10 protein-coding genes and 1 tRNA gene are annotated in these 14,695 nt (G+C 65.7%); 6 read left to right on the forward strand and 5 right to left on the reverse strand.

Going from position 1 to position 14,695, the window contains the following annotated elements; translation table 11 throughout:
• Positions 1-2: 2 nt before the first annotated feature.
• Positions 3-914: a restriction endonuclease gene (locus ACN9MX_RS13580; protein WP_426387101.1), complete on the forward strand. Its 912-nt coding sequence runs from the start codon at positions 3-5 to the stop codon at positions 912-914.
• Between the two features lie 351 nt (positions 915-1,265).
• Here the strand turns inward: ACN9MX_RS13580 and ACN9MX_RS13585 are convergent.
• Positions 1,266-1,340: transfer RNA gene (locus ACN9MX_RS13585), tRNA-Gly, on the reverse strand.
• A 258-nt stretch (positions 1,341-1,598) separates the two neighbouring features.
• Here ACN9MX_RS13585 and paoA point away from each other — a divergent pair.
• Genes paoA through ACN9MX_RS13605 form a run of 4 tightly spaced genes read left to right on the forward strand, consistent with a single transcriptional unit; the run spans position 1,599 to position 7,467 of the window.
• Positions 1,599-2,249 carry an aldehyde dehydrogenase iron-sulfur subunit PaoA gene (paoA, locus tag ACN9MX_RS13590; RefSeq protein WP_363830695.1) on the forward strand — a complete coding sequence of 217 codons (651 nt, stop codon included), beginning with the start codon at positions 1,599-1,601 and terminating at the stop codon, positions 2,247-2,249.
• Entirely contained in the window at positions 2,246-3,196 is a 951-nt protein-coding gene (locus ACN9MX_RS13595; RefSeq protein WP_363830697.1) for an FAD binding domain-containing protein, read from the forward strand. Before paoA ends, ACN9MX_RS13595 begins: the two co-directional genes overlap by 4 nt.
• A 3-nt stretch (positions 3,197-3,199) precedes the next feature.
• Positions 3,200-5,413 carry an aldehyde oxidoreductase molybdenum-binding subunit PaoC gene (gene paoC, locus ACN9MX_RS13600; RefSeq protein WP_363830700.1) on the forward strand — a complete coding sequence of 738 codons (2,214 nt, stop codon included), beginning with the start codon at positions 3,200-3,202 and terminating at the stop codon, positions 5,411-5,413.
• 53 nt (positions 5,414-5,466) lie between these two features.
• Entirely contained in the window at positions 5,467-7,467 is a 2,001-nt protein-coding gene (locus ACN9MX_RS13605; protein ID WP_363830703.1) for a TonB-dependent receptor plug domain-containing protein, read from the forward strand.
• 11 nt (positions 7,468-7,478) lie between these two features.
• Here ACN9MX_RS13605 and ACN9MX_RS13610 read toward each other — a convergent pair whose 3' ends face one another.
• Both ACN9MX_RS13610 and ACN9MX_RS13615 read right to left on the reverse strand, forming a co-directional pair.
• On the reverse strand, positions 7,479-7,940 hold the full coding sequence (locus ACN9MX_RS13610) for a low molecular weight protein-tyrosine-phosphatase (RefSeq protein WP_363738683.1): 462 nt from the start codon (positions 7,938-7,940) through the stop codon (positions 7,479-7,481).
• Positions 7,937-9,391, reverse strand: a complete 1,455-nt coding sequence (locus tag ACN9MX_RS13615) for an ATP-binding protein (RefSeq protein WP_363738685.1) — start codon at positions 9,389-9,391, stop codon at positions 7,937-7,939. Before ACN9MX_RS13615 ends, ACN9MX_RS13610 begins: the two co-directional genes overlap by 4 nt.
• A gap of 140 nt (positions 9,392-9,531) precedes the next feature.
• Here ACN9MX_RS13615 and ppc point away from each other — a divergent pair, with 140 nt between their 5' ends.
• Positions 9,532-12,231, forward strand: a complete 2,700-nt coding sequence (gene ppc / locus ACN9MX_RS13620) for a phosphoenolpyruvate carboxylase (RefSeq protein ID WP_363738687.1) — start codon at positions 9,532-9,534, stop codon at positions 12,229-12,231.
• Between the two features lie 51 nt (positions 12,232-12,282).
• Here ppc and ACN9MX_RS13625 read toward each other — a convergent pair whose 3' ends face one another.
• Positions 12,283-13,647, reverse strand: coding sequence for a methyl-accepting chemotaxis protein (locus ACN9MX_RS13625; protein WP_426387102.1), 1,365 nt, complete (start codon positions 13,645-13,647; stop codon positions 12,283-12,285).
• Positions 13,648-13,743: 96 nt separating this feature from the next.
• Complete coding sequence (locus ACN9MX_RS13630) at positions 13,744-14,649, reverse strand: DMT family transporter (protein WP_363755585.1); 906 nt, start codon at positions 14,647-14,649, stop codon at positions 13,744-13,746.
• Positions 14,650-14,695: the final 46 nt, after the last annotated feature.

Consider the following 14,695-nt stretch of genomic DNA (forward strand, 5'->3'; position numbering starts at 1 on the left):
TTATGCTGACGCTCGGCGAAGCCCAGGCCATCGAAAACCTGGCGGACTTGCTCTATGATTTCCTCCCCGGCAGTGGGAATTCGCGAACGGCATTTCCGATCGCGGCGGACCAAGCTGGGGTAGGAGAATTTTGGACGGGAGGGAGCAAGCGACCCGCAGTCGTCCAGCTCCTGACCACGACTCTTGAGCAACGACGGTCGCATTTCACCAAGCTGATTTTGGCCATCGTTCGACAATCGATGACCTACCGGCGCGGCAAAGGGAATCCCCTGAGCCGCAGCGAGATCGATCGCCTGAACACCCTCTTACCGGGTGTTCAATTCAAAATCCCTGATCTGCTCGATCCCGCCTTCCTGAGCACGTTTCCAGAACCTAATGGCGCAGCAAGTGAGCCACCGTCGCAAGACCTCGGCGCTGCCAAACGACAAGAACTCGGGGCATTGCTCATCGAGATTTCTGGGTTGGCCCCTCAAATTCGCGGGCTGCGCTTTGAGGGCTTCATCAAAGACCTGTTTGCGGGCTTCGGCCTCGCATCACGCGAATCGTTTCGCGTCGTTGGCGAGCAGATCGACGGCAGCTTCAAGCTGCAAGGCCATACCTATCTGGTCGAAGCAAAGTGGCACGGCCCCAAGATCGGCTTTGCTGATCTGATGACCTTTTCGGGAAAGGTCTCTGGCAAGGCCGCTTGGTCACGTGGGCTGTTTGTCAGCTATTCCGGATTTACCGATGAAGGGCTTGAGGCCTTTGCTCGTGGACGGCAGACCAACCTCATTTGCATGGATGCGCTCGATCTCCATCAGGCTCTGTCCGGCACGGTGTCCCTGATCGATGTGCTAGAGGAAAAGGCTCGCAGAGCCGCTGAGACGAATCGGGCGTTTGTGCCTGTCCGCGACCTCAATCTACGGGGCAGTTGAGAATTTTGGCGAGGCAGGCTCTCGACGTTTGCAACGCCTTCCTGACGAGAGCCGGCTCATATCGTCGCGTAAGCAGAATCCGGTCTCGCGTAAGCGGATATTTTGGCTTGCGTAAGCAGCGTCGATGCTACGCGTCTGGGCGCGTGCCGCCCGCAATCGACCAGCGTGAGCCGCAGAAAACCGCTCAAAATAGCCGGCTGGATGATGAACTCCGCCGGGAGGCACCCAAATACCGCCATTTCTGCGGGTTTCGTTGCTTACGCGGCGCTTACTTTTGTGGTTTTGCAGGGCGCGTAAGCAGAAAAAGCGACCCGTAGGATCGCTTAACTGCTTGCTTTTCCGTGGAAAAACTGGAGCGGGCGAAGGGATTCGAACCCTCGACCCCAACCTTGGCAAGGTTGTGCTCTACCCCTGAGCTACGCCCGCTCTGGCGGCCGGAGGAAGTGTCCCTCTCGGCGGGTGGGGGGCAACTAGCAGCGGCTTCCCACCTCGGCAAGGGAGAATCTGCATAAAGTCATTTTTTTCCGCTCAGGCCCGATTTGCCCCCACGCCCTCACGACTTTATCCGGCTTGCGGCCTGGCGGTGATCCAACCTATGCTACCATTTTGCCCGTTAAATCATTGAGCAACGACGGATATGATCGCTCTTCGCCCTGGAGGCGGAGCGCCGGAGGAGGAGCACGCATGCCAGAACCATTGACCCGCCGTGGCCTGCTTCAGGGCAGCGCGGCGGCGGCCGCTGCCGTTCCCGTGCTGGGCGAGGCGCAGGCCGCAGCGTCCGGCCGCCCGCAAAGCCAGAAGGAGCAAGCCCGCATGAGCGCAGTAGGACTGACCGTGAACGGCCGCGAGGTGCATCTGCAACTCGATCCCCGCACGACCCTGCTCGACGCGCTGCGCGAACATCTGCACCTGACCGGCACGAAAAAGGGCTGCGACCACGGGCAGTGCGGCGCCTGCACCGTGATCGTGGAGGGGCGGCGGATCAACAGCTGCCTCACCTTGGCCGTGATGCATGAGGGCGACCATGTGACCACTATCGAGGGTCTCGGCACGCCGGAGAAGCTTCACCCCATGCAGCGCGCCTTCATCACCCATGACGGCTATCAATGCGGCTATTGCACGCCCGGCCAGATCTGTTCCGCGGTGGCTGTGCTGGCGGAGATTGAGGCTGGCATACCCAGCCATGTTACCGAGGAGTTGGACCGGGTGGCCTTTTCCGAGAGCGAAGTGCGCGAGCGGATGAGCGGCAATATCTGCCGCTGCGCCGCCTATCCCAATATCGTCGCGGCGATCAGCGAAGTCGCCGGCCAAGGAACGGGGAAGGACAAGGCATGAGGCCCTTCACCTACAGCCGCGCCGCCAGCGTCGAGGAGGCGGCAAGCACCGCTGCCGCCACCCAGGGCGCGCGCTTCATCGCGGGCGGCACCAATCTGCTCGACCTGATGAAGCTTCAGATCGAGACGCCCACCCATCTGATCGACGTCAACCACCTCGGCCTTGATCGTATCGAGCCGACGGCGGAAGGCGGCATCAGGATCGGGGCGATGGTCCGCAATACCGATCTGGCCGCCGACAAGGTCGTCCGCCGCGATTATGCGGTATTGAGCCGGGCCCTGCTGGCGGGCGCTTCGGGGCAGCTGCGCAACAAGGCGACGACGGGCGGAAATCTGCTCCAGCGCACCCGCTGCCCCTATTTCTATGACACGCGCATGCCCTGCAACAAGCGTGTTCCGGGCAGCGGCTGCGGCGCGCTCAAGGGGATGAGCCGCAGCCTCGCCATATTGGGGACCAGCGATGCCTGCATCGCCCAGCACCCTTCCGACATGGCGGTGGCGCTTCGCCTGCTTGACGCGCAGGTCGACGCCGTGGGGGCCGACGGCAGCCGCCGGTCCATCCCGATCGCCGATTTCCACCTGCTGCCCGGCGAAACGCCGCATATCGAAAATGCGTTGAAACCCGGCGAACTCATCACGTCCGTCACGCTGCCCACGCCCCTGGGCGGCACCCATGTCTATCGCAAGGTGCGCGACCGGGCCTCCTATGCCTTCGCGCTGGTCTCCGTCGCGGCGGTGTTCGCGAAGGACGGGCAGGCGCGCTTCGCCTTCGGCGGCATAGGGGCCAGGCCCTGGCGCACCGATGCCGCCGATGCGGCGGCTCCATCCGGCGCGGCGGCCGTGGCGGAGGCTGCGCTCACCGGCGCGCGTCCCACGGCGCATAATGCGTTCAAGCAGCAACTGACCGCCCGCACGCTTGCTTCGATCTACCGTCAGAAGGGGGCCTGAGCCATGAAGTTCGACACGCCCGCCACCACCAACCCGATCGACCGGGGCCGCGTCATCGGCATTCCCCATGACCGCATTGATGGCGCCGCCAAGGTCACCGGAACCGCACCCTATGCCTATGAGCGGCATGATGCCGCGCCCAATGCCGCCTATGGCTGGATGGTCGGATCGGCCATCGCCAAGGGGCGGATCAGCGCCATGGACCTGCGCGCCGCCGAAGCCGCGCCCGGGGTGCTGGGCATCGTCACGCACCAGAATGCCGGACCGCTTGGCAAGGGCAATCATAACACGGCCCATCTGCTCGGCGGTCCGCAGATCGAACATTATGAACAGGCGGTGGCGCTGGTGATCGCCGACACGCTGGAAAATGCGCGCGACGCCGCGCGGCTCGTCCGCATCGACTATGCGCCGGAACAGGGGCGTTTCGATCTGGCGGTGGAACGGGACAAGGGCTCAGCCCCGCAGGACGGCGACGGAACTTCCGATACCAGGACGGGCGATTTCGAGGCCGGCTTTGCCAAGGCTGCGGTGAAGATCGACCAGCACTACACCACGCCCGACCAGAGTCACGCGATGATGGAACCGCATGCGACGATCGCCGCCTGGAACGGCGACCGGCTGACGCTCTGGACATCGAACCAGATGATCGCGTGGAGCGTGGGAGATCTGGCAAAGACGCTGAAGATTCCCAAGGAGAATATCCGCCTTGTCTCGCCCTATATCGGTGGCGGCTTCGGTGCGAAGCTGTTTCTGCGCGCCGATGCATTGCTGGCGTCGCTGGGCGCGCGCCTGGTCGGGCGGCCGGTCAAGGTGGCGATCGCGCGGCCGCAAATCCCCAACAACACCACCCATCGGCCCGCCACCATCCAGCGCATCCGCATCGGCGCCGACCGGCAGGGGGTGATCGACGCCATCGCCCATGAGGTGTGGTCGGGCGACCTGCCGGGCGGCGAGCCGGAAATGGCTGCGCAGCAGACGCGCCTGCTCTATCGCGGCGCCAACCGGATGACGGCGCATCACCTGGCCACCCTCGACCTGCCGGAGGGCAATGCCATGCGGGCGCCGGGCGAGGCCGTCGGCCTTCTGGCGCTGGAGGTCGCGATGGACGAACTGGCGGAAGCCTGCGGTGTCGATCCGGTGGAACTGCGCATCCGAAACGATGTGCAATATGATCCCGAAGCTGGGCCGCAGCGTCCCTTTTCCAGCCGGAAACTGGTCGAATGCCTGCGTGAGGGGGCTGCCCGTTTCGGCTGGAACCGCCGCAAACCCAAGCCGGCGCAGGTGCGCGACGGCCGCTGGCTGGTCGGCATGGGTGTCGCCTCCGCTTTCCGCAACAATCTGGTGGTCAAGTCGGGCGCGCGTATCGGCGTCGATGCCAAGGGGCATGTGACGGTCGAAACCGACATGACCGACATCGGCACCGGCAGCTACACCATCATCGGCCAGACGGCGGCGGAAATGCTGGGCGTGCCGCTGGAGTCCGTGACGGTGCGGCTGGGCGACAGCCGCTTTCCCGCCTCGGCCGGGTCGGGCGGGCAATGGGGCGCCAACAGCGCCACGGCGGGGGTCTATGCCGCCGCCATGGCTCTGCGCGCCATGCTGGCGGAAAAGGCGGGCTTTCCCGCGGAAAAGGCGCTGTTCGAGGATGGTCTGGTGCGGCTGGGCAACCAGTCCCAGCCGCTCGGAACGCTGGCGGGAGGCCAGGGCCTCTGGGCCGAGGACAGCATGGATTATGGCGACCTTACAAAGCGCTATGCGCAGGCGACGTTCGGGGCGCATTTCTGCGAAGTGGGCGTCGACATCGACACGGCCGAGGTGCGCATCCGCCGCATGGGCGGGGCCTTTGCCGCCGGGCGTATCCTCAACCCCAAATCGGCGCGCAGCCAGGTGATCGGCGCGATGACCATGGGCGTGGGTGCCGCCCTCATGGAGGAGCTCAGCGTCGACACGCGGTTCGGCTTTTTCGTCAACCATGACATGGCCGAATATCTGGTGCCCGTGCATGCAGACATCCCGCATCAGGATGTGCTGTTCGTCGAGGAACTGGACGACAAGAGTTCCCCGATGAAGGCCAAGGGTGTCGGAGAGCTGGGCATTTGCGGGGCAGGGGCCGCGGTCGCCAATGCGATCTACAATGCCACGGGGGTTCGCCTGCGCGACTATCCACTGACGATTGACAGGATTCTCGCGGCGTCAACCGGAAATAGGGTCGCTTGAACTTCCTACGCGGCGCCCCTAGTCCCTGTCCCAAAGAGAGGAAAGGGGCGCCCATGAAATATCTTACGCTGTCGCTGGTTCTGGCCGCAATTCCGACGATCGCGACGGCGGGGGAGGCTCCTGATCCCGACCGTATCGTCGTGACGGGAGAGGGGCTGTCCCTGCCGCCGGGCACGCCCGCTTATGGATCGGTGATCATCGACCGGGACCGCCTGACCAACAGCGCCTCCGGGCGGATCGAAAGCGTGCTGGGCGACGTGGCGGGGTTCCAGCAATTCCGCCGCTCCGACAGCCGCTCGGCCAATCCCTCGGCGCAGGGGGCGACGCTGCGCGCCCTGGGCGGCAATGCCTCCAGCCGGACATTGGTGCTGCTCGATGGCGTGCCGATGGCGGATCCCTTTTTCGGCTATATTCCGTTCAGCGCGCTGGTGCCGGACCGCCTGTCGGTGGTGCGGGTCACGCGCGGCGGTGGTATAGGGGCCTTCGGCGCGGGCGCGGTCGCCGGGACCATCGAACTCGCCAGCGCCACCCGTGACCAGCTGCCGACCTTGGCCGCGAGCGCCTTCTACGGCAGCAAGGACGCGACCGAACTGACCGCCAGCCTGACGCCCGACCTGGGCGGCGGCTATGTCTCGCTGTCGGGTCGCTGGGACCGGGGCGACGGCTTCCAGACCACGCCGAAGGACCAGCGCGTCGCCGCTACCGCGCCCGCCGCCTATGACGGCTGGTCGACCAATTTGCGCGCCGTCGCGCCGCTTTCCGCGACGTCGGAAATCCAGTTTCGCGGCACCATCTTCCACGACGAACGGACGTTGCGCTTCAAGGGCGCCGACAGCATGAGCGAAGGGCAGGACGCCAGCATCCGCTTCATCTCCCGCGGCGCGTGGCAGGTTGATGCGCTCGCCTATATCCAGGCGCGCAACTTCTCCAACATCGTGATTTCGGCGTCCACCTTCCGCAAGTCGCTGGACCAGCGGAACACGCCCTCCACCGGCATCGGCGGCAAGATCGAGCTGCGCCCGCCGGTCGGCCCCGACCATGTGCTGCGCGTCGGCGCGGATACCCGCTTCGCCACCGGCGATATGTTCGAGGACGCCTATAACGCCAATATCGCGGCCAACCCCGTGACCTCCCGGCGTCATGCGGGTGGCGAGCAGATGACGACCGGGCTCTTCGCCGAGGATGACTGGACGCTGGGCCGGCTGGTCCTGACGGGCGGCGTGCGTGCCGATCGCTGGACGATCAGCAACGGTTTCTATCGCGCCACTGGCGCCGGCGCGGCGAACAACAGCTTTGCCGACCGCTCCGATTGGCAGTTTTCCGGAAGGGCTGGCGCGCTCTACCGGATCAGCGATGCGGTCGCCCTGCGTGGCGCGGCCTATAGCGGTTTCCGCCTGCCGACACTCAACGAACTCTACCGGCCGTTCGTGGTCTTCCCGATCACGACCCGTGCCAATGCCGCGCTGACGCCTGAAAAGCTGAAGGGCGCAGAGGCGGGTGTCGACGTCACCCCCGTTCAGGGCCTCACCCTTTCCGTCACCGGATTCATCAACCGGCTGGACGACGCCATCGCCAATGTCACCCTCACCAATGTCGCCAACACGCGGGAGCGGCAGAATGTCGACCATATCACCGCCAAGGGCGTCGAACTGACCGCCATCGGCCGCGTGAGCGATTTCCTGCTTTCGGCATCCTACGCCTACAGCCACAGCATGGTGCATGCGCCGGGCATGGGCTTTGACGGCCTGACACCGGCGCAAAGCCCCCGCCATGCGGCGAGCGCCACGCTGGCGTGGGAGCCGAAGGAGGGACCGGCGCTCTCCGCCACGCTCCGTTATGTCAGCAAGCAATATGAGGATGACCTCCAGAAGGACGTGTTGCCCCATGCGCTGACCGTCGACGCGGTGGCGCGCCTCCCGCTGGGCCATGGCGTGACCCTGGTCGCGCGGGGCGAGAATCTCTTCGATGAGGAGGTGGTCACCCGCAATGCTGCGGGATCCATCGACCTCGGCACGCCGCGGACCCTGTGGATCGGTTTCCGCTTCGCAAGCTGAGGTGCAACAGTTCAGGGTCGCAACCGCTCCACAATCGCCCGCGCGGCCCGCGTGACATCATCCCAGGTCACGTCGAAGCCCGCATCGTCGCCGAAATAGGGATCGGTCACGCCGCTCCCCTCGCGTCCTGGCACCATGTCCATCAGCAGCCGCAGTTCCGCCGTCCCGTCTGACGGCCGAATCCGCCTGAGGTTGCGAAGGTTCTCCGCGTCCAGCGCGAAGACATGATCGAACCGCCGGAAATCCGCCGCCGTCACCTGCCGCCCGCGATAGCCGGAAATGTCGATCCCATGTTGCAGCGCCACGGCCTGCGCCCGCCGGTCGGGCGGCGATCCGACATGCCAGTCGCCGGTCCCGGCCGAATCCACCGTCAGCGGAAGGCCGGCCCGCTGCGCCTCCGCCCGAAGCGCCGCCTCCGCCAGCGGCGAGCGGCAGATATTCCCCAGGCACACGAACAGGACCGAAGCGCTCATCCTTCCGCCGCTGCCGTGCTGAGCCCGAGATGTGGCACGCCGATCGACCGCCGTCCGCCGAAATCGGTGCGCGCCACGATCACGCCCAGCTTCTCCATATAGTCGATCAGCCGCCGCACGCGCCCCGGCGAACTGGTGCCATAGGCGCGCGCCAACGCCACATCGTCGGGGCAGGGCAGTCCCTGCATCGCCGCGCGCGCGATGAGGAGGAAGGGCGCGAGCATGTCCTCCGGCAAGGCTTCCGCCGCCTTCATCGCATCGGTCCAGCGCGGATCACCGGCGTCGAACATCCCGGCCTGCGCCATGGCGAAGCGTTTGCGAAAGGCCGGCAGGTCGAGCGGCGGCTGGCGCAATCCCTTCATCCGGCACCGGACGCCGAAATCCTGGTAGAGCGTCGATACGCTCGGCTGCGCTTCCCCCAGATCGGCGACGATCTCCTCCAGCACGGCGATCACGATCGGCTCATTCTGTCCGAAATCCAGCTCGGGCGCGGCCGGCTTGGCCGACGGCGCGGCGGCGAGGGCGCGCATCAGTTCCTCGGCGGGCAGGGGCGGTGGTTCGGCACGCGGCGGCGGCGGGGGCATGACCTCTTCCTCGCCCGCGCCCGCGAACAGCAATTCCTGCAAATCCTCCGTCGCCGCGACCGGCGGCGGCATCAGCTTGTGCGTGCCGCCACGGGTGCTGGTCTTGACCGATCCGATCTTCACCGCCACCGGCCGTCGGCAGATGGCCGGCCCCAAAGCCAGGAAGCGCCCGCGCTCCAGATCGCGGATCTGCTCCGCCTGCCGCCGCTCCATGCCCAACAGATCCGCCGCCCGCGCCATATCGATGTCCAGGAATGTGCGCCCCATCAGGAAATTCGACGCCTCGGCCGCGACATTCTTGGCGAGCTTCGCCAGGCGCTGCGTCGCGATCACCCCGGCAAGGCCGCGCTTGCGTCCCCGGCACATCAGGTTCGTCATCGCCGCCAGGCTGAGGCGGCGCGCCTCATCCGACACGTCCCCTGCCGCGACGGGCGCGAACATCTGCGCCTCGTCCACCACGACCAGCGCCGGATACCAATGGTCGCGGGGCGCATCGAACAGCGTCGACAGGAAGGATGCGGCGCATTTCATCTGCGCCTCCAGTTCCAGCGATTCGAGGCTCAGCACCACGGATGCGCGGTGTTCGCGGATGCGCATCGCCATCTTGACGATCTCGCGCTCATTATAGTCGCCCGCGTCGATCACCACATGGCCATATTCATCCGCCAGCGTGACGAAATCGCCTTCCGGATCGATCACCACCTGCTGAACCAGCGCGGCGCTTTCCTCCAGCAACCGGCGCAGCAGATGCGACTTGCCCGATCCCGAATTGCCCTGGACGAGCAGCCGGGTGGCAAGCAATTCCTCGACATCGACCAGAACGGCGTTGCCGTTGCTGTCGGTTCCTATGCTGATGCTGGCGGTCACGCATGTCCTTTGGCCCAGCCGGTGGCCCTTGCGCAACCCCGCACGACGACCTCCGGCATGCTTCTGGTTGCGCGATCGGGCACTGCGGATCGGGGGAAGCGCTTGACCATTGCATTGTTGCGATGCAGCATCGTTCCTCCATGGCGACTCCTGCATCCTCCTCCGCTCCTGCGATCACGCAGAATCCCGACATCCGCTATCTCGGCCGTCTGCTGGGCGATGTGATCCGCGCCTATGGCGGGGAGAAGATCTACAAACAGACCGAATATATCCGCTCTGCCTCGGTCGACCGGGCGCGCGGCCTGCATGGCGCCGACGTGGTCGATACCGGCCTCGACGCGCTGAGCCTCGACGATACGCTCAGCTTCGTGCGTGGCTTCATGCTGTTCTCGATGCTCGCCAACCTCGCCGAAGATCGCCAGGGCGTTGCCGCCGAACCGGGGGCCGACGTCGCATCGGTGGTCGCGAAGCTGGAGTCGCACGGCATAGAACGCGAAGCCGTGCTCGACCTTCTGTCCCACGCCCTGATCGTGCCGGTGCTGACTGCCCACCCGACCGAGGTGCGGCGCAAGAGCATGATCGACCACAAGAACCGCATCGCCGACCTGATGGCGCTCAAGGATGCGGGGCGGACGGAAACCGATGAGGGCGAGAATCTGGACGAGGCGATCTTCCGCCAGATCGCGCTATTGTGGCAGACGCGGCCGCTGCGCCGCGAAAAGCTGTTCGTCGCGGACGAGATCGAAAATGTCCTCGCTTATTTCCGCGACGTGTTCCTCCCTGTCTTGCCCGCGCTCTATGCCCGGTGGGAACGGGTGCTGGGCGCGCGTCCCCAGAGTTTCCTGCGCGTGGGCAACTGGATCGGCGGTGATCGCGACGGCAATCCGTTCGTCCAGGCGCCCCAGCTCCGACTGGCGCTGGTCAAGGGCTGTGAGGCTGCGCTGGGCTTCTATATGGACGCGCTCCACGCGCTGGGCGCGGAACTGTCGCTGTCCACCGAACTGGCCCATGTGTCTCAGGCGGTGCTCGACCTGGCCGACGCCAGCGGCGACATGTCCCCCAGCCGTCAAGACGAACCCTATCGCCGGGCGCTTTCCGGCATCTATGCCCGCCTGGCCGCAACGCACCGGTCGCTGGTGGGCAAGGCGCCAGCGCGCCCCTCGGCACTCAAGGGCGAACCCTATGCCAGCCCTTCGGACCTGCGCCGCGATCTGGTGACGGTGGCGCAGGGCCTGGCGAGCGAGGGCAATGGCGCGCTGGCGACCGGCGGCGCGCTCGGTCGCCTGATCCGGGCGCTGGAAACCTTCGGCTTCCACCTTGCCACGCTCGACATGCGGCAGAACAGCGATGTTCATGAAGGCGTGGTGGCCGAACTGCTGAAGGTCGCGGGCGTCGAGGCGGATTACGCCAGCCTCGACGAATATGCCCGCATCGCGCTGCTCCGGCGGGAACTGGCGAACAACCGGCCGCTCGGCACGCCTTTTTTCGAATATTCGGAAAGGACCGCGTCCGAACTCGCCATCGTGCAGGCCGCGGCGGAGGCGCACCGCATCTACGGCCCGCAATGCATCACCCACTATATCATCTCCAAGGCGGAGAGCGTTTCCGACCTGCTCGAAGTCAACATCATCCTCAAGGAAGCGGGCCTCTGGCGCGCGGGGACCGATGGTGCCCCGCCGCAGGCGGCGATCATGGCCGTTCCCCTGTTCGAAACCATCGCTGACCTGGAGGCCGCGCCCAAGATCATGGGCGCCTATTTCGGCCTGCCCGAAATAGGCGGCGTGGTCCGGGCGCGGGGTCATCAGGAAGTGATGATCGGCTATTCCGACAGCAACAAGGATGGCGGCTACATCACCTCCACCTGGGGGTTGTTCCAGGCGAGCAAGGCATTGGCCCCCGTCTTTGCCGAGGCGGGCACGGCGATGCAGCTTTTCCACGGCCGCGGCGGCGCGGTCGGCCGCGGCGGCGGTTCCTCCTTCGCGGCGATCCAGGCGCAGCCCAAGGGCACGGTCCAGGGCCGCATCCGCATCACTGAACAGGGTGAGGTGATCGCCGCCAAATTCGGCACCCGCGACGTCGCCATGACCAATTTGGAGGCGATGACCAGCGCGACCCTGCTCGCCAGCCTGGAACCCGAAATCCTGTCGGATCGTGACGCGGCCCGCTTTGCCGCGGCCATGGACGAACTGTCGAAGACCGCCTTCGCCGCCTATCGCGACCTTGTCTATGGCACCGACGGCTTCAAGGAATTCTTCCGGCAGTTGACCCCTATCCAGGAAATCTCCGGCCTCAAGATCGGTTCCCGGCCCGCCAGTCGTACAAAGAGTACGCGGATCGAGGATCTGCGAGCCATTCCCTGGGTGTTCAGCTGGGCCCAGGCGCGGGTGATGTTGCCGGGCTGGTACGGTGTCGGCCACGCGCTTGCCGCCTTCGAGGACAAGGCGTTGCTGGCGGACATGGCGCAGCACTGGTCGTTCCTGCAATCGGCGCTCGCCAATCTGGAAATGGTGCTTGCCAAGTCCGATCTCGGCATCGCCGCCCATTATCTGCCGCTGGTGGAGGATCAGGTGCGAGGCGTGGAGATTTTCGGCCGCATCCGCGACGGCTGGGACAAGGCGCATGACGGCCTGCTCGCCGCCACTGGCCAGACCCGCCTGCTGGAGAAGAATGCCAAGCTGGACACGTCGATCCGCCTGCGCCTGCCCTATATCGAGCCGCTGAACCTGCTGCAGGTCGAACTGATGAAGCGCCACCGCAGCGGTGAGGACGACCCGCGCATCAAGGAGGGCATAGAATTGTCGATCAACGCGATTGCGACGGCGCTGAGGAACAGCGGCTGATGTCCTGAAGCGTTTTCCAGTCGGGCATGCCCATGCCTCAGCCGGGGAATCTCACCTGTCCTGGTCCTGGTAGGCCATCTGCAAAATCCCCCAATGCCGTCCGCGCACGTGGATGGAAGCGATGACCTGCTTCAGCAAGATGACCTCGCCCGCCGCGTTCAGCCGCCGATAGGCCTTGATGCAGAAGGGTTGTGTGATCCGGCACTGTTCGCGCGTGTCGGGAAAGTCGAAGATCAGCCCCTGGCGCGAATATTCGAAATTCCAATTGTCGTCGCCCGACCGCTGCGGATGCGATCGTTCCGGCATGGCGACCGCGCCGAAGCTGTTGCGGTCGGTGAAGGTCATGCCGAACAGCCTCGGAAAGGCGCGCGCCCGTTCCTGCTGCGCCCGTGCCGCAGGGATCAGCACCGGCTGCACCGGATGGCTATATTGCACCGGCTGCGTTTCGGGGATGGGCATATAGGTTTCGCTGAACAGTTCGCCTTCCGTCAGGTGGCCTTCCACAATGGCCAGTTCCAGCGCGTCGCTTACCGCCTGCGCCGCGCCCAGGCAGAAGTCGATATAGGGCGTGTCGGCAATCTCGACCCCGCTTTCCGCCATTAGTTGCAGCAGTTGGTTGGTGTCCTCGCTGGCGATCGAGATACGGGAGGACAGCCTCTGCAGGCCGCCCGCATTGTCGGTCGATGTGCTTGCCAGCGCCGCCAGCCCGCCGCGAATCTCGCCTGCCGACGCGACGATGGAGGTGATGCGTTCGGCCACGGTCTCGCTGTTGCTGGAAAGATCCTGCATCAACGCGCCGAGCCGTTCGACCAGCAGTTCGATATTCTTGGTGTCGTTGAGAGCGGTACGCGCCGTTTCCGCGCTGTGGACAATGCCTTCCAGCATCTTGCCCGCCTCGCCGGTCAACGCGCCGATCGACCGATCGATCGTCTGGGTGGCGGTCGCGGTTTCCTGCGCCAGTTTCTTGACCTCCGCCGCCACCACGGCAAAGCCGCGCCCGGCGTCGCCCGCGCGCGCCGCTTCTATGGTGGCGTTCAGCGCCAGCAAATTGGTCTGGCTGGCAATGCCGCTGATCACGCTGGTGACATGGGCGACGGTCTTCAGCGCCTCGCGAAAACCGTCCAGCTGGGCATGAACGCTGCTCACCCGCTCGATCAGGTCGACGAAATTGCCGTTGGCGTCCGACAATTGGCGTCCGGAATCCTGGATGATGCTGCGCGCGGCCACGGCCTTTTCGCGCGCATCCTGCCCTGCCAACGACACGCTTTCGCCGTCGCGGGAAAGCTGCGCCGCCGCGCCGCTGATCGCCTCTATGGTGCGCGCCTGGTTGGTGACGCGCTCCGCCAGTTCGCTGATGTCTGCCTGCAGGTCGAGCGTACGGATGCCCAGGTCGCCCGACAGCCTGGCCACCTTCATCACCGCCTGCTCGATATTCCGGTTTCTTGCCTGGTTTTCCACGCCGGCCGAGCTATCGGACGTTGGTAAAATATCCGTTAGCGATGCGGCGGGCCGTTACAGTGCGCCCGCCAGCGCCAGCACGACGCCGGTGGCCACCAGGATCAGTCCCATCGCCTCGCTGCGCTTCATCCGCTCGCCCAGATAGAAATGGCCGAAGCCCAGCGTGAAGGCGACCTCCACCTGCCCGACGATCCGCACCAGCGCGACCGGCGCCGTGGCGAAGCCGGTGAACCAGCAGGCCGAACCCAGCGCGGACAACAGCCCCACCTGTCCGGAAATGCGCCAGCCGCGCAGCACCTTGCGCATTTCGCCAGGTTCGCGCAGCAGCAGGAAGCCGCCCTGCATCATCGTCTGCATCGCCACGGTGACGACCAGCACGATCAGCGCGGCCAGGATCGGGTCCGCGTCCGCGCCGCCCCCCACCTCCTGCGTCGCCCGCCGGATGGCGATCGCGGTCAGGGCGAAGAAGAAGCCGGATGCGATCCCGCACAGGGCCGCCGGCTGTCCCAGGGCGCTGATGAAGCCGGGTCTTTCACCTCCGATCGACAACAGCATGATGCCCGCCACGCCGCAGCCTATCCCCACCCAGGCCAGGGGAGGCAGGCGCTCCCCCATCAGCAGGAAGGACAGGATGGCCCCCTGCACCGCCTCCGTTTTGGAATAAGCGGTGCCGACGACGAAATTGCGATGGGCAAAGGCCATGATCAGCAGATTGGTCGCGATGATCTGCGCCAGCCCGCCGCCCAGGCAGAACAGCAGGAAGGACGGATCGGGCGAGGGGAGGGGACCGGAAAAGATCAGCCGATGACCCGCCAGCAGCAGCATCGTGAACGGCAGGCCATAGAGATAGCGCACCAGTCCCGCCGCGTTGACGGACATCTCCCTGCTCACGCGGCGCTGCACCGCGGTCCGCCACGCCTGGATCGCGCCCGCCAGCAATGTCGCCGGAAGCCAGATCATCTATCCTTCCCCCCGTTCCCGTCCTGCGACGGGGAGGACAAGGCGA

This window comes from Sphingobium sp. R-21 (assembly GCF_049913335.1).
GTDB lineage: Bacteria > Pseudomonadota > Alphaproteobacteria > Sphingomonadales > Sphingomonadaceae > Sphingobium.

Excerpts from the sequence above, each read along its gene's own strand:
- ACN9MX_RS13580 (WP_426387101.1), top strand. The coding sequence starts at position 3 with ATGCTGACGCTCGGCGAAGCCCAGGCCATCGAAAACCTGGCGGACTTG.
- paoA (WP_363830695.1), top strand. The coding sequence starts at position 1,599 with ATGCCAGAACCATTGACCCGCCGTGGCCTGCTTCAGGGCAGCGCGGCG.
- ACN9MX_RS13595 (WP_363830697.1), top strand. The coding sequence starts at position 2,246 with ATGAGGCCCTTCACCTACAGCCGCGCCGCCAGCGTCGAGGAGGCGGCA.
- paoC (WP_363830700.1), top strand. The coding sequence starts at position 3,200 with ATGAAGTTCGACACGCCCGCCACCACCAACCCGATCGACCGGGGCCGC.
- ACN9MX_RS13605 (WP_363830703.1), top strand. The coding sequence starts at position 5,467 with ATGAAATATCTTACGCTGTCGCTGGTTCTGGCCGCAATTCCGACGATC.
- ACN9MX_RS13610 (WP_363738683.1), bottom strand. The coding sequence starts at position 7,940 with ATGAGCGCTTCGGTCCTGTTCGTGTGCCTGGGGAATATCTGCCGCTCG.
- ppc (WP_363738687.1), top strand. The coding sequence starts at position 9,532 with ATGGCGACTCCTGCATCCTCCTCCGCTCCTGCGATCACGCAGAATCCC.
- ACN9MX_RS13625 (WP_426387102.1), bottom strand. The coding sequence starts at position 13,647 with ATGAAGGTGGCCAGGCTGTCGGGCGACCTGGGCATCCGTACGCTCGAC.
- ACN9MX_RS13630 (WP_363755585.1), bottom strand. The coding sequence starts at position 14,649 with ATGATCTGGCTTCCGGCGACATTGCTGGCGGGCGCGATCCAGGCGTGG.